General features: G+C 66.1%; 17 protein-coding genes. 3 read left to right on the top strand and 14 right to left on the bottom strand.

Features of this window, described 5'->3' with window-relative positions; all coding sequences use genetic code 11:
* Positions 1-2 precede the first annotated feature (2 nt).
* From FIV09_RS04210 to FIV09_RS04155, 12 genes are all read right to left on the bottom strand, one after another.
* Positions 3-422: a phage major tail protein, TP901-1 family gene (locus FIV09_RS04210; RefSeq protein WP_152448823.1), complete on the bottom strand. Its 420-nt coding sequence runs from the start codon at positions 420-422 to the stop codon at positions 3-5.
* A gap of 23 nt (positions 423-445) precedes the next feature.
* A complete protein-coding gene (locus FIV09_RS04205; RefSeq protein ID WP_152448822.1) occupies positions 446-853 on the bottom strand; it encodes a DUF3168 domain-containing protein in 408 nt (135 codons plus the stop codon).
* A complete protein-coding gene (locus FIV09_RS04200) occupies positions 850-1188 on the bottom strand; it encodes a head-tail adaptor protein (protein WP_152448821.1) in 339 nt (112 codons plus the stop codon). Before FIV09_RS04200 ends, FIV09_RS04205 begins: the two co-directional genes overlap by 4 nt.
* A complete protein-coding gene (locus FIV09_RS04195) occupies positions 1185-1778 on the bottom strand; it encodes a head-tail connector protein (protein ID WP_152448820.1) in 594 nt (197 codons plus the stop codon). The genes FIV09_RS04200 and FIV09_RS04195 overlap by 4 nt, the downstream gene beginning before the upstream one ends.
* Positions 1779-1868: 90 nt before the next feature.
* Entirely contained in the window at positions 1869-3050 is a 1182-nt protein-coding gene (locus FIV09_RS04190) for a phage major capsid protein (protein ID WP_152448819.1), read from the bottom strand.
* Between the two features lie 33 nt (positions 3051-3083).
* Complete coding sequence (locus FIV09_RS04185) at positions 3084-3626, bottom strand: HK97 family phage prohead protease (RefSeq protein ID WP_152448818.1); 543 nt, start codon at positions 3624-3626, stop codon at positions 3084-3086.
* 24 nt (positions 3627-3650) lie between these two features.
* Entirely contained in the window at positions 3651-3878 is a 228-nt protein-coding gene (locus FIV09_RS04180) for a hypothetical protein (RefSeq protein ID WP_152448817.1), read from the bottom strand.
* Entirely contained in the window at positions 3871-5058 is a 1188-nt protein-coding gene (locus FIV09_RS04175) for a phage portal protein (RefSeq protein ID WP_152448816.1), read from the bottom strand. The genes FIV09_RS04180 and FIV09_RS04175 overlap by 8 nt, the downstream gene beginning before the upstream one ends.
* A 169-nt stretch (positions 5059-5227) precedes the next feature.
* Positions 5228-6589 (bottom strand): terminase large subunit domain-containing protein, encoded by a 1362-nt coding sequence (locus FIV09_RS04170; RefSeq protein WP_152448815.1) that lies wholly within the window; start codon positions 6587-6589, stop codon positions 5228-5230.
* On the bottom strand, positions 6489-6950 hold the full coding sequence (locus FIV09_RS04165; protein WP_152448814.1) for a hypothetical protein: 462 nt from the start codon (positions 6948-6950) through the stop codon (positions 6489-6491). Before FIV09_RS04165 ends, FIV09_RS04170 begins: the two co-directional genes overlap by 101 nt.
* A 73-nt stretch (positions 6951-7023) precedes the next feature.
* Entirely contained in the window at positions 7024-8745 is a 1722-nt protein-coding gene (locus FIV09_RS04160; RefSeq protein WP_371417768.1) for an SLC13 family permease, read from the bottom strand.
* A gap of 152 nt (positions 8746-8897) precedes the next feature.
* Positions 8898-9722, bottom strand: a complete 825-nt coding sequence (locus FIV09_RS04155; protein ID WP_152448812.1) for a TIGR00282 family metallophosphoesterase — start codon at positions 9720-9722, stop codon at positions 8898-8900.
* 296 nt (positions 9723-10018) lie between these two features.
* Between FIV09_RS04155 and cobT the strand changes: the two genes are divergently transcribed.
* The 3 genes from cobT (at position 10019) to FIV09_RS04140 (ending at position 14249) form a co-directional block, all read left to right on the top strand.
* Positions 10019-11893 (top strand): cobaltochelatase subunit CobT, encoded by a 1875-nt coding sequence (cobT, locus tag FIV09_RS04150; protein WP_152448811.1) that lies wholly within the window; start codon positions 10019-10021, stop codon positions 11891-11893.
* Between the two features lie 135 nt (positions 11894-12028).
* Positions 12029-13828 carry an aminopeptidase P family protein gene (locus tag FIV09_RS04145; RefSeq protein ID WP_152448810.1) on the top strand — a complete coding sequence of 600 codons (1800 nt, stop codon included), beginning with the start codon at positions 12029-12031 and terminating at the stop codon, positions 13826-13828.
* Positions 13829-13904: 76 nt separating this feature from the next.
* On the top strand, positions 13905-14249 hold the full coding sequence (locus FIV09_RS04140; RefSeq protein ID WP_152448809.1) for a DUF427 domain-containing protein: 345 nt from the start codon (positions 13905-13907) through the stop codon (positions 14247-14249).
* 138 nt (positions 14250-14387) lie between these two features.
* Here FIV09_RS04140 and FIV09_RS04135 read toward each other — a convergent pair whose 3' ends face one another.
* Complete coding sequence (locus FIV09_RS04135; protein WP_254702307.1) at positions 14388-16070, bottom strand: chloride channel protein; 1683 nt, start codon at positions 16068-16070, stop codon at positions 14388-14390.
* Positions 16071-16224: 154 nt separating this feature from the next.
* On the bottom strand, positions 16225-17871 hold the full coding sequence (recN, locus tag FIV09_RS04130; protein ID WP_152448808.1) for a DNA repair protein RecN: 1647 nt from the start codon (positions 17869-17871) through the stop codon (positions 16225-16227).
* Between the last annotated feature and the right edge of the window lie 36 nt (positions 17872-17907).

Below are 17907 nucleotides of genomic sequence, written 5' to 3'. Positions count from 1 at the left end.
GCTCAGATCGCCGCCGCGACGAAGTTCACGACACCCGCTGAGGCCATCGAGACCTCGTAGGTCGCCTCGCCGTCATGGGTGCCCGCATATTCGAGCCCGGTGACCTGGAACGGCCCCGTGACGGTGCCGAAATCCGGGATCACGACCTGGAATTGCGGTGTTTCGGCGGCGAAGAAGATCTGCCGCGCACGTTCGTCGGTATCGGCGTCGCGGAAGATGCCCGAGCCCGAGATCGCGGCGGAGCGCACGCCCGCCCCGCCCAGAAGCTCGCGCCAGCCGCCCTGACTTTCGAGCGAGGTCACGTCGACCTGCTCGGCGTTGAAGCTGATCCGCGTCGCGCGCAGGCCCGCCATGGTGTGGAACTGTCCGTCGCCGGTCAGATCCACCTTGATCAGAAGGTCCTTGCCGTTTTGGGCGCTCATGTCCGTCACTCCGTTCTAAGGGTTCACTCGTCGTCCACGCGGGCGCGGAAGATCATCTCGATGCGGCGGGTATCGCCGGACCTGCGCTTGGCGTCGGCCTTGAGGAAGCGCAGGCTGACAAGCCGTCCCCGAGCCAATGGCAGGGCCGCATCGTCCAGCGCATCGCAGATCGCCGCCGCCGCGCGCTTGGCGCTGCGAAAGCCCGCCGCATCCGTGGCCACGATCACCGACAGATCATGCCAGGCGCCATGGACCCCCATGTCGGAGGCATCGCGCACCTTCTCGGGGCCGAGCGAGACGTAAAGCTCGGGCAATGGACCCGTGGGCAGCGCGTCATAGACATGACCGCCCACTTCGAGCGCGAGGCCCGGATCACCCACCAGCGCGGTATAGACCGCCTCCTGCAGCGCGTCGGACAGGGCGTAGCTCATGGCGTCACCTCTTCCTCGACATTGCAGATCAGGTGCCGCGCGGCCGGCCCTTCCTCCTGAACGCTCAGGATATCGAAGACCCGCGTGCCTGACCGGAAGCGGTCGCCCGGACGGGGCCGACCCTCATGCCCCTGCGGCTGCGCGCGCAGCTTCACGCGGTAGCCCGCACGCGCCACGGTGCCCGCATCGATATTGGCCTCGCGGCCCGAGCGCGGCGTCATCTCGCCCCAGATCGTGCCCAGCGCCGCCCAGGCCGCGTTGCGCCCGCCTGCACCGTCCGGCATTGCGCTCTCGCGCTCCAGCACCAGCCGCCGGTTGAGCCGCACGCCGCTCATGCGCCGAAGCCCATGCGTACGGGACGGTAGCGTGCCAGGAGGGCTGTCACGCCGAAGGGCATGCAGCCCTCGCCCAAAGATGTCTCGTCGCGGTATTCGTAGTAATGCGCCGCCAGAAGCAGCACCGCCTGCGCCAGATCGGCGGGCAGATCGCCGAACTCGGCGACGTATCCGGCGGTGAGGCGCACTTCCGCGCTGCCGCCTTCGGGGATGCCCGGCAGGCTGCTCGCGATCGATCTGAGCCGCGGCACCTGCGCGTCCCGCTCCAGCCGGTAGGCGGTCGGTGCAACAACGCTCGATGTGCCATGCCGGTCGATCAGCGTGACGCTCCGCAAGGCCTGCACCGGCGCTGTTCCAAGCGGCTGCGCATCGGCCGCCGCCCAGCGCTGCACGCTCAACAGAAAATCGCGCGCGAGAAGCGTCTTCGCGGTCCGCCCTTCGATCACGGCCATGGCCGCGCGCAGAAAACCTGACAGGACCGCGTCCTGCACATCATCCTCGGCAAAGCCCGAGCCCATCCTGAGATGCCGCTTCAGGCCATCCACGGGAAGGGCCGTATCCTGCACGAGGGTCTCTTCGGTCAGCATCATGGGTCTTCGTCTCCGCTCTGCATCCCCGCCGGATGACCGGCTTTCCCAACAGGCGGCGGCACGATGGCCGCCGCCCGCTCACGGCGTCGTTCAGGCCGCGCAGACCAGAAGCTTGATCGCGGCGAAATCCGACACGTCCCCGCCCACGCGCTTGGTGGCGTAGAACAGGACGTGCGGCTTGGCGCTGAACGGATCGCGCAGGATGCGCAGATCGGGCCGCTCGGCGATGGTGTAGCCCGCACCGAAGTCGCCGAAGGCGATGGGTGTCGCATCCGCGGCGATGTCCGGCATGTCCTCGGCGATCACCACGCGGTAGCCCAGAAGGCGCGCAGGCTCACCGCTCGCGAACCCGTCCGACCACAGGTGGCGGCCATCGGCATCCTTGAGCTTGCGCAGCGCACCCGCGGTCTTGGAGTTCATCACGAAGGCCGCGTTGGCGCGGTATTCCGCACCCAGCGCGTAGACGAGGCTGATCAGCGCATCGCCATCGCCGATATCGGCGGCTGCCCCCGTCGCGACCGTGCCAATGGACCCCCAGGCCCAGAGATCGTTATCGACCTGGGCGTGGGTCAGGATGCCCGTCGGCTTGTCCGCGCCGTCGCCCGAGATGAAGGCGGCAGCTTCTGCGCGGGAGAACTTGTCGGCGATCCGGCTCGCAAGCCATGCTTCGACATCGAAGGCGCTGTCGTCGAGCAGACGCTGCGAGGCTTTGGGCATCGCGTTCAGCTCGTAGAGCGGGATGGAGATCCGCTCGATCGTCGGCGTGCCGCTCTCGGTGGTGCCGGTGGTCTCGTCGGCCCAGCCCGCGCCCGCATCGTTGCGGTCGATCAGCACGTCATAGGAGGTGGCCTCCACGTTGACGACGCTGGCCACGGCGCGGATCGAGCCTGCCCCTGCCAGAACCGATGCGATCGTGGCCGAGGTCTGCGGGTCGACGAGGTAGCCGCCATCGGAATTCACCGCCGTGGACGCAGCCTTGCCCTCCAGCTCGAGGCCGCGCAGGCCATCGTCGTCGCCTGTGCGCAGATAGGCGTTGAACGCCTTCTGGTGGGGGGCTTCGGTGTCGCCGGCGCTGGCAAGCGCGGGCCGGGCCGCCTTGATGGCAGATTTACGATCAAGCATGGTCAGTCGCTCTTCCTGTGCTTTGAGTTGTCCATAAAGGTCGGCCCGCATGGCCTTGATGTCCTGGGCAAACCCCGCCATCGCGGTGCCCACCTGGACGACCGGAGACGCATCTTCCCCGGTCCGAGACGTGTTCTCGGCTTTTGTCATGTCGTTCTGGTCCCGTTTTCGTCCCGGCGCGCGTCAGCCGCCCGCCAATTCAAGGCGCAGACGTTCGATTGTCTGTGCCAGCTCGCGCCAGGCCACGTCGTCGGGGTGATCCCCCTTTCCCGCGACCCGCGCACTGGGCAGCATCGGGAAGGTCACGAGGGACACTTCCCAAAGCTCCAGTTCCTCAAGGACACGCTGGCCCTTGGTGTTCTTCGTGGCCCGCAAGGTGCGATAGCCGATGGAGAGCCCGTCAATGGCCCCCGCCTCTATGAGGGCCGCGGCCTCCTTGGCGCGAGCGACGCCCTCCAAGAGGCGCCCCTTGACCCAAAGCCCCGTGCCGTCCTCGCGCACCTCGTCCCAGATGCCGATGGGCTGCGCCGGATCGTGCTGCCAGAGCATCTTGACCGCGCGGCCCTCGGCGCCCAGACGCTTGAGCGAGGCCGCATAGGCGCCCTTGGCCACGACGTCGCCGCCCTGATCGCAGGCTCCGAAGCGCGAGGCATAACCCTCGAGCCGCATGCCGTCCCCGACCGTGACTTCCGCCTCGAAGCGGCAGAGCTTGTGTTCCAGTTCCATGTATCTCTCCAGCTTCCAGGCCCGTCAGGGCGTGACACTCATGAGGCCCTGCACGCCTTGCGCGGCGATCGCGGCCATGACCCCGTAGACGGCGAGCCAGAGACGGCGTTCGAGCCGCTCCATCAACGCCTCGATCCGGTCGAGGCGCGCCGCAAGGTTGCGGAATTGCAGATCCGAAAGCCGCTCATGTGCCTCGAGCCTCAGACCCGGCGCGCATTCGAAGCGCTCCGTCGGGATGCGGGGCTCACTCATCCGCGGGCTCCACGAGCGGCGGCAGGCCGAGGATGCGGCGCTTTTCCGCAGCACTCAGGAAATCTGCGCCCGCAACCCGCGCCCATTGCTGATCCCGCTCGGCGGCCAGCGCGGAGACCTGATCGAGATCGGGCTTCAGCTCGAAATCCTCGCCCGATTGCGCCGACAGCCATGCGCCGAGCGTCGCCGCGACCCGCGTGGCCAACGGCAGCACCGTCAGGCGATAGAAGGCCCGGTGCGCTTCCTGGTAATTGGCGAATGTCGCCTCTCCCGGGATGCCCAACAGCATCGGCGGCACCCCGAAGGCGACCGCGATTTCCCGCGCCGCGGCTTCCTTCGATTTGTGGAATTCCATGTCCGACGGCGAGAAGCCCATCGGTTTCCAGTCGAGACCACCTTCAAGCAGCATCGGACGGCCGGCATTCCGCGCACCCATGTGATGCGCTTCCATCTCCCCCACGAGGCGGTCGTATTGCTCGGGGCTCAGCGTGCCGTAGCCGTCCCCGCCGGTATAGACGATGGCCCCCGAGGGTCGCGCGGCATTGTCGAGCAGCCCCTTGGACCAGCGAGATGCGGAATTATGCACGTCGAGCGCCTGCGCGGCCGCCTGCATCGGCGAGAGACCGTAATGGTCATCCTGCGGATTGAACGACTTGATATGGCAGATGGGCGCGGCCTCGCCCGTCATGTCGAAGCGATGCTTGCGCGCGCCGACCGTGTATTCGTAAGCCACCGGCCAGCCGTCATTTCCGGGGATCAGTCGCATCCGGTCCGAGCGCAGCACATGCAATTCGAACGGCAGACCCGATGTGGTGCCGTGCACCGCCTCAAGATAGCCATCCCCCGACAGCAAGAGCTGACCGTAAAGCGCCTCCAAAAGCTCCGCCCGACCCTGCCCCGGATTGGGCTGCGTCAGGAGTGCCAATGCGGGATGCGCGTCATAGCGGCGCTCGGCGTCCTGCAGCACCAGCGGCAAGGCGGCGGCGGCCTCCGCGATCAGCTTGACCGCGCGAAAACCCACCGGGTTGCCGGAAAAGCCCGTCTTGGTCAGCGACACGGTGTCCCGTGGGCTCCAGGCGACGCGGCCCGAGCTGGCATAGGCGACGACCGGACCGGTGGCCGAAGCCTTGGTCTCGGGGGTCGCGGGCTGGGCCGGGCCACGAAAAAGCTGAAAGACCATGCGGGCGCACTCCTGGTTTCTGGCAGACGAGCCGGAGCCCGAGGCCTGTTCGTATCGCAGCGTCGGGATTGTCCGTCTGCCGTTGGGAGAAGGTGTAGGGACCGGGCGTTAATGCGGCTTGAGGGTTGCGCCCGGTCCAGGGTGTTGCGGCGCAACGGTGCCGTGGTTTTTACAATTCCCGCAGGCCCGGACGCGCCGCCTTGCCGTTGCGCAACATCAGATCTGTGAGTGCCCAGACCAGCGCATCCACACGGTCCGGGGAGCCCGCGCCCTCATATCCCGCCTGCGTCATGCGGCACATTTGCTCTTCGAGGATGCCAAGGCCGCGCAGATGTTGCACGCGCCCCCGCTCATAAAGCGCGGCCACCGGTTCGGCCCTTGCGGTCTTGCCCCGCGCCGCGTGAACCTTGGTGACCGCCACGTCCGGATCGACGGTGCGCAGCACTTCCTCGACCATGTCTCCGCCCTGGTTCACCTCGGCCACGAGGCGGTCGGCGTCCCAGCGCGCCATTGCCGCGATGGCCGCTTCCGCCCAGGCGGCAGGCCGGACGCCCTGAACGGTCGCGTCCTCCAGGACGACCCCGATGCCCTCGGGCGTGAGCCCCGCCACCACGATCCCGCAGGCATCGGACCCCGCATGCGCCGTGGTCGGCGGATCGACCGCGACCACGATCCGAACCAGATCGGGTTTCCGGGTGATATGCCCCGCTTCGATCATCGCGGATGTCCACAATGCGCCTTCCGCCTCCTCGATCAGCAGCCCATCGAGTTCCTGCCGCCCGAGCCGCGTGTCGCCATATCGCTCGCGCACTTCCTCAAGGAACGAGGGCGCAAGGTTGGCGCGGTTCGCCTCCGTCGCGGCATGTGTGACGACGGTGGTCTCGCGGGTCAGCAGATCTTTCAGGACAGCGACATTGCGCGGTGTCGTGGTCACGCAGACCCTCGGGTCCTGCCCCAGCCTGAGGCTGAATTGCAGCATGTCCCAAACGGCCTGACCCTTTTTCCACTTGGCCAGCTCATCGGCCCAGGCGCCATCGAATTGCGGCCCGCGCAGCGCTTCGGGCTCCTGCGCCGAGAAGGCCATGGCCTCCGCGCCGTTGGGCCAGACAAGGCAATGCCGCGTCGCCTGCCATTTGGGCCGACGATCGGGCGGACAACAGGCGAGGATGCCGCTGTCTCCGAAGATCATGACCTCGCGGACCTGATCGCGCGTTTCCCCCAGAAGGGCCATACGGCGGCAACGGCCGGGATCGCGCGGGCGAGCGCCTTCGACCTGTGACCGCACCCATTCGGCACCCGCGCGGGTCTTGCCCGCGCCGCGCCCGCCCATGATCACCCAGCTTTTCCAGGCCCCTTCGGGCGGCATCTGGTGATCCATGGCCCAGACCTCGAAGAGATAGGGCAGCGCGATCTGTGCCCCGATCCCGAGCTTATTGAGGATCTTCTCCCGCGCAGCCGCATTTCGGCAATCTCGCAAAGCGGCACCGGACTTCGGCGCGGGATTTTTCAAGATCGAGCCCCCAGGACCCATCGATGCCGACTTTTTCCCGTTCGATTTTGACAAGTTCCGCCTCCGTTTCCCTTACCTGCCGCAACCAGTAGCGTGCTTCTTCCAGCAGCCGCTTGGCCTCGGCCTTGTCCTCCTTGGTCATCTGGTCCGCGCGCACCTTGGATTTGAGATCGTTCAATGCCGCGCGCAGCTCCCTCAAAGTCTCGAGGAATTCCTGCCGTTCCTCTTCGAGCGCCGAGGCGCGTGTCTCCGGGGTAATCAGACTCATTTCCGCTCGATCCTTGTTCTGGGAGTCGATGCGCCGCACGTTGGTCGCCGGAAGCGTTGCCAACGGAACGCAGACACCGTTCGCATGATGTCCACGTTGTTTTACAGAGTGCATGTCCGAAATGTCTTACAGGCGCGCGCGGCGCCGTCACGCGAGCCCTGTCCTGGCGTCAGCTCAGGGCGACAGCCTAAGGCGTCAGCGGCCAGATCAGCGGAATCATCAGGGAGGCAACGATGCCGATTAGCAGATTCATCGGCACGCCCACACGCACGAAGTCCGTGAACCTGTACCCGCCCGGGCCGTAAACCAGCGTGTTGGTCTGATAACCGATCGGTGTCGCGAAGGCGCAGGACGCCGCGACCATGACGGCAACCACCAGCGGGCGCGGATCGACGCCCAGCGCCTCTGCCAGCGAGATGGCGATGGGCGTCATCACCACCGCCACCGCGTTGTTGGAGACCAGTTCGGTCAGGAAACTTGTCAGGGCAAAGACCGCGAGCACGATGAAAACCCCATCAAGGCCGCTCATCCAGGGCGCGACCCAGCCCGCGATCATCTCGACCGCTCCGGTTTCGTCCAGCGCGGCACCGATGGCGAGCATGGCGAAGATCAGCGCCAGAAGCTGGCCCTCGACGAAAGAGAATGCCTCATCCGCATCGATACACCGGCTCAGAAGCACGACCGCCACCGCGACCACGGCCAAGGCGAGAATGGGCGCGAGGCCCAGTGCCGACAGGATGACGATGCCCGACAGCGCGCCGAGCGCGACCGGCGCATGCCCCCGCCGAAATGCCCGTGCCGACGGCTGCGCGACATCCACAAGCGCCATTTCATCCGCGAGGCGCTTGATATCGTCGGGCGCGCCTTCAAGCAGCAGCGTGTCGCCCACGCGCACCACCAGATCGTCGAGCTGTCGGCCGATATTCTGGTTTCGGCGATGCACCGCCAGCGGGTAGACACCGAAACGGCGGCGCAGGCGCAAGGCGCCCAGCGATCGGCCGACCATCTTGCATCCCGGAGAGATCAACACCTCCACCGTGGTCGTCTCCACCGACGACACCTGGTCGACGCGCTTCAAAGACTTGTTGCGCTGCAGGCTCAGGATTTCGGTCATCTGGGTGCGCAGAACGATCCGGTCGCCCACGGCCAGTTCGACATCCTTGAGGTTGCGGCGCAGCGACTCGTCGCCCCGCACGACATCCACCAGCCGCACGCCGTCGCGCTTGAACAGCTGCACGCTCAGAACGTCCCGACCGATCAGGTTGGAATCGGGCGGGATCACCACCTCGGTAAAGAATTTCATCCGCGACCGGTCCGACAACATGCCCGCCATGCTCGTGCGCTCGGGCAGTAGGACGGGCCCCAGAAGGAACAGGTATCCCATCCCCACGAGCACCAGCACGATCGCGAGGGGCGTGATCTCGAAGATGGTGAAGGGCTCCATGCCGCGGGCCCGTGCAACCCCGTCGACGAGAAGGTTCGTCGAGGTCCCGATCAGCGTCAGCGTGCCCCCGAGGATCGCGGCATAGCTCAGCGGGATCAGCAGTTTCGAGGGCGCGACCCCCAGCGAGCGCGACAATTGCACGAAGATCGGCAGCATGACGACGACCACGGGGGTGTTGTTCATGAAGGCCGAGGCCAGCACGACGACGCCGACGATCCCGACCATGGCGGTCTTGGGATGCCGCTCGGCCCGCGCCTGCGCAAAGGAGGTAAACGCATCGAGCGCGCCCGTGCGCACCAAGGCGCCCATGACGATGAACATGGCCGCGATGGTCCAGGGCGCCGGGTTCGACAGGACGGCGAGCGCGCTTTCATAGGGCAGAACGCCCAGCACCAGAAGTGCCGCCACCCCGCCCATGGCCACCACCTCGACCGGGTACCATTCCGACACGAACAGCACGAACATTACGAGGATTACCCCCATGGTGATGTAGGCGGCTGTCTCCTGGCCGAACTGAAAAAGCTCCATGCGCGCGCTATCCCGACGTCGTTGACGGACCATTGTGACGGCTGCGCCCTGCCCCGACAAGGGCCTGCAACGGCCCCGTCAGGCGTTGCTCAAGCTACGGGACTTGGCCCCGCCTGTTCGAGCCTGCCGCCCTGTCGCACCATGGCAATCCGGGTCGCGCGCCCGGTGCGGTCATCGGTTTCAACGTAGACACCGGACAGGGTCGCCTCGCCCAATGCCGGCTGGAAGCGCCCCTTGGGCATGCCGGTGATGAAGCGCCGCAATGGCTCTTCCTTGTCCATGCCGATGACCGAATCGTAATCGCCGCACATGCCCGCATCGCTCAGATAAGCGGTGCCACCCGGCAGGATCTGCGCATCGCCCGTCGGCACGTGGGTATGGGTGCCAACCACAAGGCTCGCCTTGCCGTTGCAATACTGCCCCATCGCCATCTTCTCGGAGGTTGCCTCGCAATGCATGTCGACCACGATGGCCTGCGCCTGACCGCCCAGGGGATGCGCCTTCAAAACACGCTCCATGTGACTGAACGGATCATCGAAGGGCCGCTTCATGAAGACCTGGCCCAGCACCTGCACGACCAGGACCTTGCGGCCGCGCCGATCCTCGAACAGCCGGAAGCCGCGGCCGGGGGCCACCTTGGAGTAGTTCACCGGCCGGATGATGCGCGTGTCGGTCTCGGCGAATTGCAGCATGTCCTTCTGATCGAAGGCATGATCGCCAAGCGTAACGCAATCGGCGCCCGCATCGAAGAGAAGTTGCGCATGCGCCGCCGTGAGCCCTGCCCCGTTCGACGCGTTCTCCCCGTTCACGACCACGAAATCGAGCTTCCAGGCCTCTCGCAACGCTGGCAGCCGGGCAGTCACCGCGTCGCGGCCCGCGCGGCCCATGACATCTCCAAGGAACATCAGTTTCATGCGTTCTGGAGTGAGTGAGCCGCGCCGCTTTTGCAAGCCCCTTCTCCCGCCCGTCCGGGGTCTGCGTCCCGGTCGGGCCCAGCTCGCGCCCGCTCCTGTCACGACCGGACCGAAAATACCTCCGGAGAGCACGAGAGGCAGCGCCTCTCGTCGCCCGCTTGCGGGCGCGCCCGACCGTCACGCCAGACCCCGATCGCCCGTTATCCCGCTTGCAGCACGGGCCGCGCGCTTTATCTCTCGCCTGTCACACCGCCCGCCCTCTTGCTTTTCTGCGGTGCACGAAGGAGAAAGACGCCATGTCAAAAAGCTCCGACAATCCCGCCGATCCCTTCAAGAAAGCCCTCGCCGAGGCGACCAAGGTGATGGCGCATGACCCGGACCTCACGGTCAGCTATACCGTGGACCCGTCGGGCGTGTCGGGCGATGCGATGCGCCTGCCGCAAGTGTCGCGCCGGATGGGACGCGACGAAGTGCTGCTCGCGCGCGGCACGGCGGATGCGCTGGCGCTGCACCGGCGCTACCACGATATCGGAACGCATTCGAAATACGCCCCCCAGGGTGACATGGCGCGCGAGATCTACGAAGCGATGGAAACCGCCCGCTGCGAGGCGGTGGGCGCGCGTGACATGCCCGGCACCGCCGGCAATATCGACGTCAAGATCGGCCACGAAGCCCTGCGCAAAGGGTATGACCAGGTCAAGGATGCCTCGGACGTGCCGCTGCCTCAGGCGCTGAACTATCTCGTCCGTCACCTCGCCACGGGGCGCGATCTGCCGCCCGCCGCGCAGAACGTGATGGAGCTGTGGCGCAATCACATCGAGGACAAGGCCGGGACCACGCTCGAAAACCTCGAAAGCGTCATCACCGATCAATCCGAGTTTTCCCGCTTCACCCGCAAGATGATCACCGATCTGGGCTATGGCGACCAGCTGGGCGACGACCCGGACGACCTCGATGACGAAGCAGAGGATGAGGCCGACGAAGGCGGCGAGGAGCAGGAAGAACAGAACGAAGGCGACGAGGATAGTGGCGAGGAAGACGACGAGGCCTCGCCCGAGCAGAGCCAGGAGCAGACCCAGGACGCAAGCCAGGCCCAGGTCTCCATGGAGGATGTGGGCGAGCAGGACGACAGCGACGAGGTCGAGATGCCGGAAGGCGAGGCCCCGCTCGAGCCGCCCGCCCCGCAGCCCGTCTCCGATGCCGATCCGAATTACCGCGTCTATACCGCCGAATTCGACGAGGAGATCCGCGCCGAGGAACTCGCCGAACCCGCCGAGCTCGAACGCCTGCGCGCCTATCTCGACCAGCAGCTCGATCCGCTGAAAGGCGCGGTGTCGCGGCTCGCGAACAAGTTGCAGCGCCGCCTGCAGGCGCAACAGAACCGGTCATGGGAATTCGACCGCGAGGAAGGCATCCTCGATGCGGGTCGCCTCGCGCGCGTCGTTGCCAACCCCACCACGCCGCTCAGCTTCAAGGTCGAAAAGGACATGGAGTTCCGCGATACGGTCGTGACGCTCCTTCTCGACAATTCGGGCTCGATGCGCGGCCGCCCCATCTCCATCGCCGCGATCTGCGCTGATGTCCTCGCCCGCACGCTGGAGCGGTGCGATGTGAAGGTCGAGATCCTGGGCTTCACCACCCGCGCCTGGAAGGGCGGACAGAGCCGCGAAAAATGGCTCAACTCGGGCCGCGAACAGCAGCCCGGCCGCCTCAACGATCTGCGCCACATCATCTACAAGGGCGCCGATGCGCCGTGGCGCCGCGCACGGGCCAATCTCGGCCTGATGATGAAAGAGGGCCTTCTCAAGGAAAATATCGACGGCGAGGCGCTGGAATGGGCGCATCGGCGCATGGCGGGCCGTCCCGAGGCGCGCAAGATCCTGATGGTGATCTCCGACGGCGCACCGGTGGACGATTCCACCCTGTCGGTGAACCCCGCCAATTACCTCGAGAAACATCTGCGCGACGTGATCGCCATGGTCGAACGCCGCCGCCAGGTGGAACTTCTGGCCATCGGCATCGGCCACGATGTGACGCGCTATTATGACCGCGCCGTGACGATCACCGACGTGGAACAGCTCGCAGGTGCGATGACGGAACAGCTGGCCTCGCTCTTCGACAGCGATCCGCGCGCGCGCGCCCGGATGATGGGCATCAAGCGCGCATCGTGACGATCAGGCACATGGAGGCGCGAGGGCGCACGCGTGGTGCGGCACAGGTGGCATCCTCGTTCGTCTACGTTCCGGCGTTCGATGTGCGATCTGCGCGTATGACAAAAGGTCAGAGACAGGAAAGGCAGGCATGCCATGAGTGATGATGGCTATTTCCAAAGCTTTGTCGAAGCATCGCGGCCCGAGCAAGGCCCGCCGCGCCTGGCCGCCTTGCGCTCCGAAATGGCGCGCGACGGGCTCGACGGCTTCGTGGTGCCGCGCGCCGATGCCTTTCAGGGAGAATATGTCGCGCCGCGGGACAACCGCCTTGCCTGGCTGACCGGCTTTACCGGCTCCGCGGGACATTGCGTGGTGCTTGTCGAGACGGCGGGCCTCTTCGTCGATGGGCGCTACAGGCTTCAGGCCCGCGCGCAAGTCGCTTCGGATTTCACGCCGGTCGACTGGCCGGAAGTCTCGCTTGGCGATTGGATCAACGACACCGCGACGTCCGGTGCCAAGATCGGCATCGATCCGTGGTTGCTGAGCGTGGACCAGGCCGAACGGCTGGAGGCCACGCTCGACGATGCGCGCCTTGTCCGGTCCGACAACCTCATCGACCGGATCTGGGAGGATCAGCCGGACCCGCCCATGGGCGCGGTCGCCCCACAGCCCGTGGCCCTTGCGGGCGAGGCGCATGGCGAGAAGATCGCGCGCCTGTCGCAGTCCCTCGGCCCGGCGGCGCATTTCGTGCTGACGCAACCGGACAGCCTTGCCTGGCTTTTGAACATCCGCGGCACCGACATCCCGCGCAATCCCGTGCCGCATGGATTTGCGATCCTTCATGCGACCGGCCAGGTGACGCTCTTCATGGCCGCCGGGAAGCTTGACGCCGTGCGCGAGCACTTGGGCGACAAGGTCATTCTTCGCGACCCCGATGCTCTGCTGGAGGAGATCGCGCAACTCGAGGGCCGCGTCGGGATCGATCCGGCGACCTGCCCTCTGGCCGTGCTCGACGCGCTCGAGACCGCCGAGATCCCTGTGCACCGCGCCGAAGACCCCTGCCTTCTGCCCAAGGCCTGCAAGAACGAGACGGAGATCGCGGGCGCGCGCGCCGCACATCTGCGCGATGCTCACGCGATGTGCCGGTTTCTGGCGTGGCTCGACCGCACTGCACCCGGCGATCTCTACGAGACCGACGTGGTCCGCAAACTCGAGGAGTGCCGCCGCGAGACCGGCGCGCTTGTTGATATTGCGTTCGAGACGATCTGCGGGGCGGGTCCGCATGGTGCCATCGTCCATTACCGTGTGACCGAAGGCACGGATGCGCCGATCCGCGACGGCCAGCTTCTCCTGGTGGATTCCGGCGGGCAGTACCGCGACGGCACGACGGATATCACCCGCACGATTGCCATCGGCACACCCGGCGACGAGGAACGCCAGAACTTCACCCGCGTGTTGCAGGGCATGATCGGGGTCAGCCGCCTGCGTTGGCCCGCAGGTCTGGCCGGGCGCGATATCGACTCCATCGCGCGGCAACATCTGTGGCAGGTCGGGCTCGATTACGGTCACGGCACCGGCCACGGCGTCGGCGCCTATCTTTCGGTGCACGAAGGGCCGCAACGCATCGCGCGCACCGGACAGGTTCCGCTGAAACCCGGCATGATCCTCTCGAACGAGCCGGGCTTCTACCGGGAAGGCGCATATGGTATCAGGATCGAGAACCTCGTCGTGGTACAGCCCATGGCCAAGATCCCCGGTCAGACGGTCTCGGAGATGTTGTCCTTCGAAACCCTGACCTATGTCCCCCTCGACCGCAGATTGATCATGCAGGACATGCTGACCCGCGACGAACGGGACTGGATCGATGGCTATCACGCGGAGTGCCGCGCGCGGCTCTCTGCCGATCTGGACGACGAGACACGAAGCTGGCTCGAGACGGCCACAGCGCCGCTTTGACGAGAGGCCGCTTTGACAAGCCTATGACACAACCGTTCGGTAAACGCGGTAACGGAACGATAAAAGGGAGATTGGGATGACGAATGATATAAGGATCCGCCCGGTAGACGGAACATGGGTTGTCCGTGCGGGCGGTGCGGTGATCGGCGAAAGCAATGCCGCGCTGGAGTTGAGCGAGGGCGACCGCGCCCCGGTAATCTACTTCCCGCGCGAGGATATCGGCATGGCGTTTCTCGATCGCACAGATACGGAGACGACCTGCCCGAAGAAGGGCAAGGCGGCGTATTACTCGATCATGTCGAAATCCAAGACCTATACCGACGCGGTCTGGACCTATGAAGATCCGAAGGAAGACGTGGCCCAGATCAAGGGCTACCTCGCCTTCTACGAGCAGGATGGCGTGACCGTCGAAGAGCTCTGACGCGACAAAAACTCTGCCCGGGCACAGCGCTGCACCGGGCAGATCCTCGCCCGTACCAGCCTTATTCAGCGGCCGGAAAAGGGCACCTTTCCGCACATATACCGTCGCCCGGCACGGTCCGCATAAATGGACCGGCGATCAGCTATGCTCTTCCGCTGCGGTGGCCGCGAGCGCCCGGTTGTAGGCTTTCAGCGCATCGACGTGGAATAATGCCCCTTGCAGGATGGCCGCGTCGCTCTCTTCGTCGCGCTTGACCACCGGCAGGAAGGCCACTCCCGATTTCTCGAACAGCGGCAGCGCGGTCTCCAGCGTCGAGGTGAGGTTCACGAAGAGCTCCTGCTCGATCATCTCGTGGCAGGCCTGCTCATCCGCCGCTTTCAGATCGGTCGGCTTCCGCATCACCCCCGACACCCCGAACATCGCCAGAAGATAGGCTTGCGGCCCCGCGGCCAGATGAACGTTCCGCCGCTCGAGCTGGCTGAGAAAGAAGGACCGGTCCACGAGCCGGGACGCCAGCGCCGTCGAGATGGAGACCGAGACCATCACCGCGAGCCCCGTCTGCCAGTCGCCCGTGAGTTCGAACACAATGAGCGTGGTCGAGATCGGCGCGCCGAGAACGGCCGCCGCCACAGCTCCCATCCCCGCCAGCGCATAAAGCGTCGAGGAGCCCGATTGGTTGGGGAAGATCCCGGTCGCGATCAGCCCGAATGCGAGCCCGGTCAGCGCGCCGATCATCAGCGACGGCGAAAACACCCCGCCCCCCATGCGCCCCGCCAGGGTGATCGCCAGCGCCACGACCTTCAGGACGACGAAGATGATGGCCTCATGGGTCAGAAGATTGCCCGTCAGCGCCAGCGACGTGGTCTCGTAGCCGACCCCGATGATATGCGGATAGAAGATCGCAAGGCCGCCCAGTAAAACGCCTGCCACCGCGGGCCGCAGGAAGTGCGGCAGGCCCAGCCTGCGCTGCAGCCCGGTACCCCAATCATCCGCCATGAAGATCGCGCGCATCGTGATGACGGCGATCAATCCCGCCAGAAGCCCGAGGATCAGGAAGGCGGGAAGTTCGAGGTAGAATTCCACCGTTGTGGTCCCCGGCAGACGAAATTCGGTCACATCGCCGAAGGTCAGCCGGTTGATCACCGTGCCCGCCGCGCTTGCCACCACGATCGGCGCAAAGGCATGGAGCGCGAAATGCCGCAACACGACCTCGAGCGCGAAAAGCGCCCCCGCGATGGGCGCGTTGAAGCTCGCGGAGACGGCCGCCGCGACCGCGCAGCCCAGAAGATCCCGGCCGGTGATCCCATCGACGCGCAGCATGTTCGACACCCAGCTTGCGATCATCGCCGCGATATGGACGACCGGCCCCTCCCGCCCGGATGAGCCGCCCGTCGAGAGCGTGATCCAGGAGCAGAGGGCCGAGGCGATGCCCGCCTTCTTCTCCACCCGCCCGTCATTGAGGGCGGCCCCCTCGATCACGTCCGAGACGCTGCGCACGCGACCATCCGGGGTGAAATAATGCACGATCACACCCACCGTCACACCGCCAAGCGCCGGAATGGCCATGACGAAATACCATGGCAGGGTCTCGGCGAAACTCGCCAGCGTGTTTGGATCTTCGATGCCATAGGCCGCGGTCTGCAGCGCCTCAATCGCCAGACGGAAGAGGATGGCCGCAAAGCCCGCCGCGATCCCCACGGCCAGCGCGATGAACCAGAACTGGATCTGCCCCGGCCCTTCATGGCGCAGCATGTCCCAGCCACGGCCACAGGATGCTGTGGCGCTTCTGAGCTGGCGCGCGAAAAAGGACTGCTCCGTCATGTCACCACACGGGGGCTTCGGGTATGTATCCCGTGCTTAAGCCATTCACCGTATTGGAGGAAAGGGGCGGCGCCGGATTTCTCAGGTCTGCATTCGGCGCGGTGCTGCGTGGGCTGGTCTCGTGTCGTGCTCGGATTCCCGGACACGTGCCGGATCAGCCCTGCAGGAGCGCCCGAGCGGCTGCCCGCGCCTCTTCGGTCACGGTATCGCCCGCGAGCATCCGCGCGATTTCCGTCTCCCGCGCCGGAGGATCGAGCGCCAGCACCGTCGAAGTGGTGACATCGTCGGTCACGCTCTTGGCCACCTGCCAGTGATGCGCGCCGAGGGCGGCCACTTGCGGCGAATGGGTCACCACAAGCACCTGGCCACCGTCTGACAAGGCTGCAAGGCGGCGTCCGACCGCGTTCGCCGTGGCCCCGCCGACGCCGCGATCGATCTCGTCGAAGATCATCGTGCGGCCCGCCTCGCCCTCGGCCAGACAGACCTTGAGTGCCAGCAGGAAGCGGCTCAATTCCCCGCCCGACGCGATCTTGTTGAGCGGGCCTGCCGGCGCGCCCGGATTGGTCGCCACGGTGAAGACCACGTCGTCCCGCCCGTCGGGGCCCGGCTCCGCCTCCGTGATCTGCGTGGCGAAGACCGCGCGTTCCATCTTCAGCGGGGCAAGCTCCGTGGTGACGGCCTTGTCGAGCCGGTCCGCTGCCGCCCGGCGCAGGGCCGTCAGCGCATCGGCCGCCGCATCATAAGCCGCCTCCGCATCGGAAAGCGCTGCTGTCAACGCGGTGATATCATCCGCCCCGCGGTCCAGCCGCTCCAGCCTTGCGCGCAATGTCTCCGCCAGCTCCGGCAAGGCATCGGGGGTCACGTTGTGCTTGCGCGCCAATGCGCGGATGGCGAACAACCGCTCCTCGGTGGCCTCGAGCTCGCTCGGATCGAAGTGCAAGCCATCAAGACAGGCCTCGACGCCCGAGACAGCCTCGCCAAGCTCGACCATGGCCCGTTCCAGTGCCGAGATGGAGGCATCGACTGCCCCCTCGGCCCGGTCCGCGACCCCTTCAAGCCAGCGGAGCCCATCGTTCATCGCGCTTTCTGCACCATCGGCAAGGGAATGCCGCGCGCGCTCGATATCATCGCGGATCTTTTCCGCGCCCTGCATCCGGCGCCGCGCGACATCGAGCTCGGCATCCTCGCCGACCTCTGGCGCGAGGGCATCAAGCTCGCCCACCGCGTGCCGCAGGAATTCCTCCTCCGCCTTCACTTCGGCGAGGTCCGCCTCTGCTTGCTTCAGGGCGCGAGCGGCCTCTGCCCGGCCGCGCCAGGTCGCGCGCGTGGCCGCCTGCGCCTCCGAGGCATCCGCGAAATCATCCAGCAATTGCCGATGCCCGCGCGGGTTAAGAAGGCCCCGGTCGTCATGCTGACCATGAAGCTCGACCAGCGTCTCCGACAGACGCCGCAGCACTTCGCCCGAGCAGCGCCGGTCATTGACCCAGGCCGTCTTGCGCCCGTCCCGTGCGTTCACGCGGCGCAGCAGCAGATTATCCTCGACAGGCAGTCCCGCCTCTTCAAGGATGGCCCGTGCAGGATGCGTGGCAGACAATTCGAATTCGGCGACCACTTCGCCCTGGGACGCGCCCTGCCGCACCAATTCCGCCCGACCGCGCCAGCCCAGCACGAACCCCAAAGCATCGAGCAGGATCGACTTGCCCGCGCCGGTTTCCCCGGTCAGCACGTTCAGACCGGGCTGAAACGCGAGGTCCAACCTGTCGATAATCAACATGTCGCGGATTTCGAGTGCCCGCAGCATTCGTTCACCCCGTAGGATGCGCGTTGAAGCGCAGTC

Origin of the sequence: Roseivivax sp. THAF197b, from assembly GCF_009363255.1 — a bacterium.
Taxonomy (GTDB): domain Bacteria; phylum Pseudomonadota; class Alphaproteobacteria; order Rhodobacterales; family Rhodobacteraceae; genus Roseivivax.
Note: the sequence above shows the minus strand (reverse complement) of the source record. Positions and strands in the feature narration are given on the sequence as shown.